This is a genomic window from Streptomyces sp. NPDC057438 (assembly GCF_042802995.1).
Classification (GTDB): Bacteria; Actinomycetota; Actinomycetes; order Streptomycetales; family Streptomycetaceae; genus Streptomyces.
Genome location: NZ_JBHVDD010000177.1, coordinates 1 through 4,771 on the forward strand (window position 1 = coordinate 1; position 4,771 = coordinate 4,771).

The window sequence follows — 4,771 nt, forward strand, 5'->3', positions numbered from 1 at the left end:
TGACCGAGCAGCGGGAGTGGGAGGCGGTGGCGGGGCGTCCGCGCCGTGCGGGGGTGTCCTCGTTCGGGATCAGCGGGACCAATGCCCACCTCGTCATGGAAGAAGCGCCCGCCGACCCGCAGCCGGAACCCCACCCTGCCTCGCAGCCGGAGACCCACCCCGGCCCGCAGCCGGAGACCCACCCCGGCCCGCAACCGGAAACACATCCCGGCCCGCAGTCGGAGACCCACCCCGAGCCGTCGCCCGGGACGGTCCTGTGGCCGTTGTCCGGACGGACCGCGCAGGCGCTGCGCGCGCAGGCGCGGCGGTTGCGTGGGCACCTGAGCGTGACGCCACGGGCCGGGCTCGCCGACGTGGGCTTCTCGTTGGCCACCACGCGCGCCGCGCTGGAGCACCGGGCGGTGCTGGTCGGCGACGACCCGCAGCGGATGCTCGTGGACCTGGCGGCGCTCGCGGACGGCGACCCGCCGTCCCGTGTGCCGTACGGAGTGCCGAGCGGCGGGAGGACGGCGTTCCTCTTCACCGGGCAGGGCAGTCAGCGCGTCGGCATGGGACGTGAACTCCACGCGCGGTTCCCGGTGTTCGCCGACGCACTGGACGAGGTCTTCGAGGCGTTCGGCGACCGCCTCGGACGGCCGCTGCGTGAGGTCGTCCTCGCCGGAGCGGACTCCCCGGACGCCGCCCTGCTGGACCGGACCGTGTTCACCCAGGCCGGGCTGTTCGCCGTCGAGGTGGCCCTCTTCCGGCTCCTCGACCACCTCGGCGTGCGGCCTGACCGGGTGGCCGGACACTCCGTCGGCGAACTGGCGGCGGCCCACGCCGTCGGGATGATGTCGCTGCCGGACGCGGTGACGCTGGTCGCCGAGCGCGGCCGTCTCATGGAGGCGCTGCCCGAGGGCGGTGCGATGGTCTCGGTCCGGGCGCCCGAGGAGGAGGTCGCCGAACTGCTGCGCGGCCGGGAGACGCGGGTGGCGATCGCCGCCGTCAACGGCCCGCTCTCCTGCGTCCTCTCCGGCGACGAGGACACGGTCGTGGAGATCGCCGACGCGCTGTCGGCGCGCGGCCGCAGGACCAGGCGGCTGCGCGTCAGTCATGCCTTTCACTCGCCCCGCATGGACCCCATGCTGGACGAGTTCCGCCGGGTGGCTCAGGGGCTCGGCCTGTCGGCGCCCGCCGTGCCGCTGCTGTCGGACATGACAGGACTGCCCGTCACCGGGCCGGCCGACGGCAGCCCGGCCGACGCGGACTACTGGGCGCGGCACGTCCGGGAGACGGTGCGGTTCGCCGATGTCGTACGCGCGCTGCGGGCGGACGGAGTGACGACGTTCGTCGAGATCGGACCGGACGCCGTCCTGACCGCCATGGGCCGCGACTGTCTCCCCGACGACGAGACCGAGGCAGAGGTCGCCCAGGCGGAGTTCGTCCCCCTGCTGCGGCGCGACCACCCCGAGGAGCGGACCCTCGCGGAGGCACTCGCCCGGCTCCACGTACGAGGCGTCCGCCCCGACTGGGCGGCCGTGTTCGCCGGTACGGGCGCCTCCCGCGTCGACCTGCCCACGTACGCCTTCCAGCGCAGGCGCTACTGGCCGAGTGCCGGACCGGTCACCGCCGTGGACGCTCCCGCGCTCGGACTCGGTACCGGCGGACATCCACTCCTCGGCGCCGCGGTGCGACCCGCGGGCACCGACACCCTCGTGCTCACCGGGCGGCTGTCCCTCGACACCCAGCCCTGGCTCGCCGACCACACCGTCCTCGGCACCACCCTCTTCCCCGGTGCGGGGCTCGTGGAACTGGCCCTGCACGCCGCCCGCCGCACCGGCTGCGACCTGCTGGAGGAGCTGACCCTGCAGGCACCGCTCGCGCTGCCGGACGAAGGGGCCGTCGAGCTCCAGGTCCAGGTGGCGGGCGCCGACGCCGACGGGCGGCGGTTCGTCACCGTGCACACACGGCCCGCGGCCGCCCCGGCCCGCGGCCGGGACGGCGGCGAACGGGAGGGCGGTGACTGGACGTTGCACGCCGTCGGGGCGCTCGCCCCGGCCGCCGGGGCGGCGGCCGACGCCGACCACTTCGCCAACTGGCCGCCCGACGCCGAGGAGGTGGACCTGGCCGGCTGGTACGACGCGCTCGCCGCACAGGGCTTCGGCTACGGCCCCGCCTTCCGCGGGCTGCGTGCCGCGTGGCGACGCGGCACGGAGGTCTTCGCCGAAGTGGCCCTCCCCGAGGAGCAGTCCACCGCCGCGGCCGGGTACGGGCTGCACCCCGCGTTGCTCGACGCCGCCCTGCACGCCATCGAACTGGGCGCGCTGCCCGGCGGCGACGAGACCCGGCTGCCCTTCGCGTGGAGCGGGGTACGCCTGGACACGGCCGGGGCCGCCGCGGCACGCGTCCGGCTGGCACCCGCCGGGCCCGACGCGGTCAGCCTCGCCTTCGCCGACACGGCCGGCCGTACGGTGGCGTCGGTCGGCACGCTGTCGCGGCGGCCGGTCTCCGCCGAGCGGCTGCTCTCGGCCCAGGGCGGGGGAGGCGACCCGCTGTTCCGGGTGGAGTGGACTCCGCTGCCCGGCATCGCCGGTCCGGACTCCGAGGCGATCCCCGAGCGGTGGGCGGTCGTCGGCGACGCGGCCGACGCGGCCCCCATGGCCGAAACGCCGACGGCCGCCGGTGCCGCTGTCCGGATCCATCCGGACCTTCCGGCGCTCGCCGAGCACATCGACCGTACGGCGGATGTCCCGGCCGTCGTCCTGGCACCGCTGAGCGGCCCCTCCCCGGACGGTGCGGACGCGGCACGGGCCGCCGGGCGTGCGCTGACCCTGGCCCAGGGCTGGCTGGCCGACGAGCGTTTCGCCGCCTCCCGGCTGGTCGTCGTCACCCGGGGCGCGGTCGCCGCGGGTCCCGACGAGGACGTGCCCGACCTCGCGCACAGCGCTGTCTGGGGGCTCGTCCGCTCGGCACAGACCGAGCACCCCGACCGGATCACCCTGCTCGACCTCGACGACGCACCCGCCTCGCGGCGGCTCCTGACGGCGGCCCTCGCGGCCGCGGAAGCCTCGGGCGAAGCCCAACTCGCCGTCCGCGCCGGGAGCGTACTCGTCCCTCGCATGACACGTGCCACGACGCCCGTGCCCCCTGTGCCCGGTCACGGGCCGTGGCCGGCGGACGGCACCGTGCTGATCACCGGCGCGACCGGGGCCCTGGGCGCCGCCGTGGCCCGCCACCTGGTCACCGAGCACGGCGTACGCGAATTGCTGCTCGTCGGCCGACGCGGCGGCTCCGCTCCCGGCGCCGTCGAACTTCGGGAGGAACTGGGCGGGTTGGGGGCCAGGGCCACCTTCGTCGCCTGCGACGTCGCCGACCGTGCGGCGCTCGCGGCACTGCTCGACGCCGTGCCCGCCGACCGTCCGCTGACGGCCGTCGTCCACGCCGCCGGTGTCCTGGACGACCGCGTCCTCGACGCCCTCACCCCCGAGAGCCTCGAAACGGTCCTCCGGCCGAAGGCGGACGCAGCCCGGCACCTCCACGACCTCACCCGCGATCTCGACCTGGCCGCCTTCGTCCTCTTCTCCTCCGTGCAGGGCCTGCTCGGCGGCGCGGGACAGGCCAACTACGCGGCGGCCAACACCTACCTGGACGCCCTGGCGCAGCACCGGCGGGCCCGTGGCCTCGTGGCCACCTCACTGGCCTGGGGCCCCTGGGCGGAGGGCGGCATGGCCGCCGGGCTCGGCGACACCGACCGCCGCCGGTTCGCCCGTGCGGGCATCCGCGCGCTCACCCCCGACCGGGGCCTGCGGCTCCTCGACGCCGCGCTCGCCTCCGGCGACGCCTGCTCGGTGCCGCTCGCCCTCGACACCGCCGCGCTACGGGCCGCCGGCACCGACGTACCGCCGCTGCTGCGCGGGCTCGTCCCGGCACGCATCCGCGAAGCGGTGGGCCCCGGACCGGGCGCGTCCGGCGAAGCGCCGGGCGCCCGGCTCGTGGCCCGGCTCGTCGAACTCGACGCCGCCGCCCAGGAGAAGCAACTGCTCGCTCTGGTGCGGACCGAGGCCGCAGCCGTCCTGAACTACGACCGCGCGGAGACGGTCGACGCGCGCCGCAGCTTCAAGGAACTCGGCGCCGACTCCCTCAGCGCCGTGGAACTGCGCAACCGACTCGGCAGGGCGACCGGACTACGGCTGTCCGCGACCGTCGTCTTCGACCATCCGACCCCCACCGCACTGGCCGGACGGCTACGGGCCGAACTCTTCCCCGCCGCAGGCCCGGAGGTCACGGAGAACGGGGAGGACCGGGCGCACGACACCGTCCCCGACGGACCGGATCCCGCGGCCGACGCGGAGGAACTGGCCGCCGAGGAAGAACTGATCGACGCCATGGACGTGGCGGAACTGGTCCGTATGGCCCGCGAAGGCATCGAGTCCTGAACAGCACTGGGAGAAGAAAGCTCATGACCCGAACGCCGTCTTCTTCGTCACCTTCCTCATCACCTTTCCCGCAGTCCCCGCAGTCCCCGCAGTCCCCGTCGTCCCCCGCGTCCTCTGCCACCCCCGCCTCCCCGGCGTCCTCCTCCGACACGACCGTCGTGGAGGCGCTCCGGGACGCCCTCAAGGAGACCGCCCGGCTGCGCCGCGAGAACCGGCAGCTCCAGGCGGGTGTGGGGGAGCCGGTGGCGGTGGTGGGGATGGCGTGTCGGTTGCCGGGTGGGGTGGTGTCGCCTGCGGGGTTGTGGGAGTTGGTGGTCGAGGGGCGGGACGGTGTGTCGGGGTTTCCGGTGGACCGG

The 4,771-nt window shown here is 75.7% G+C and carries 2 protein-coding genes; both read left to right on the forward strand.

Annotated features, from left to right (window positions below; genetic code table 11):
- The first annotated feature begins 26 nt into the window (after nucleotides 1-26).
- Complete coding sequence (locus tag ACFU5F_RS42010) at nucleotides 27-4,415, forward strand: SDR family NAD(P)-dependent oxidoreductase (protein ID WP_383898921.1); 4,389 nt, start codon at nucleotides 27-29, stop codon at nucleotides 4,413-4,415.
- Nucleotides 4,416-4,438: 23 nt separating this feature from the next.
- Nucleotides 4,439-4,771, forward strand: a 333-nt coding sequence (locus ACFU5F_RS42015; protein WP_383898919.1) for a beta-ketoacyl synthase N-terminal-like domain-containing protein, incomplete at its 3' end; no start/stop codon positions are given.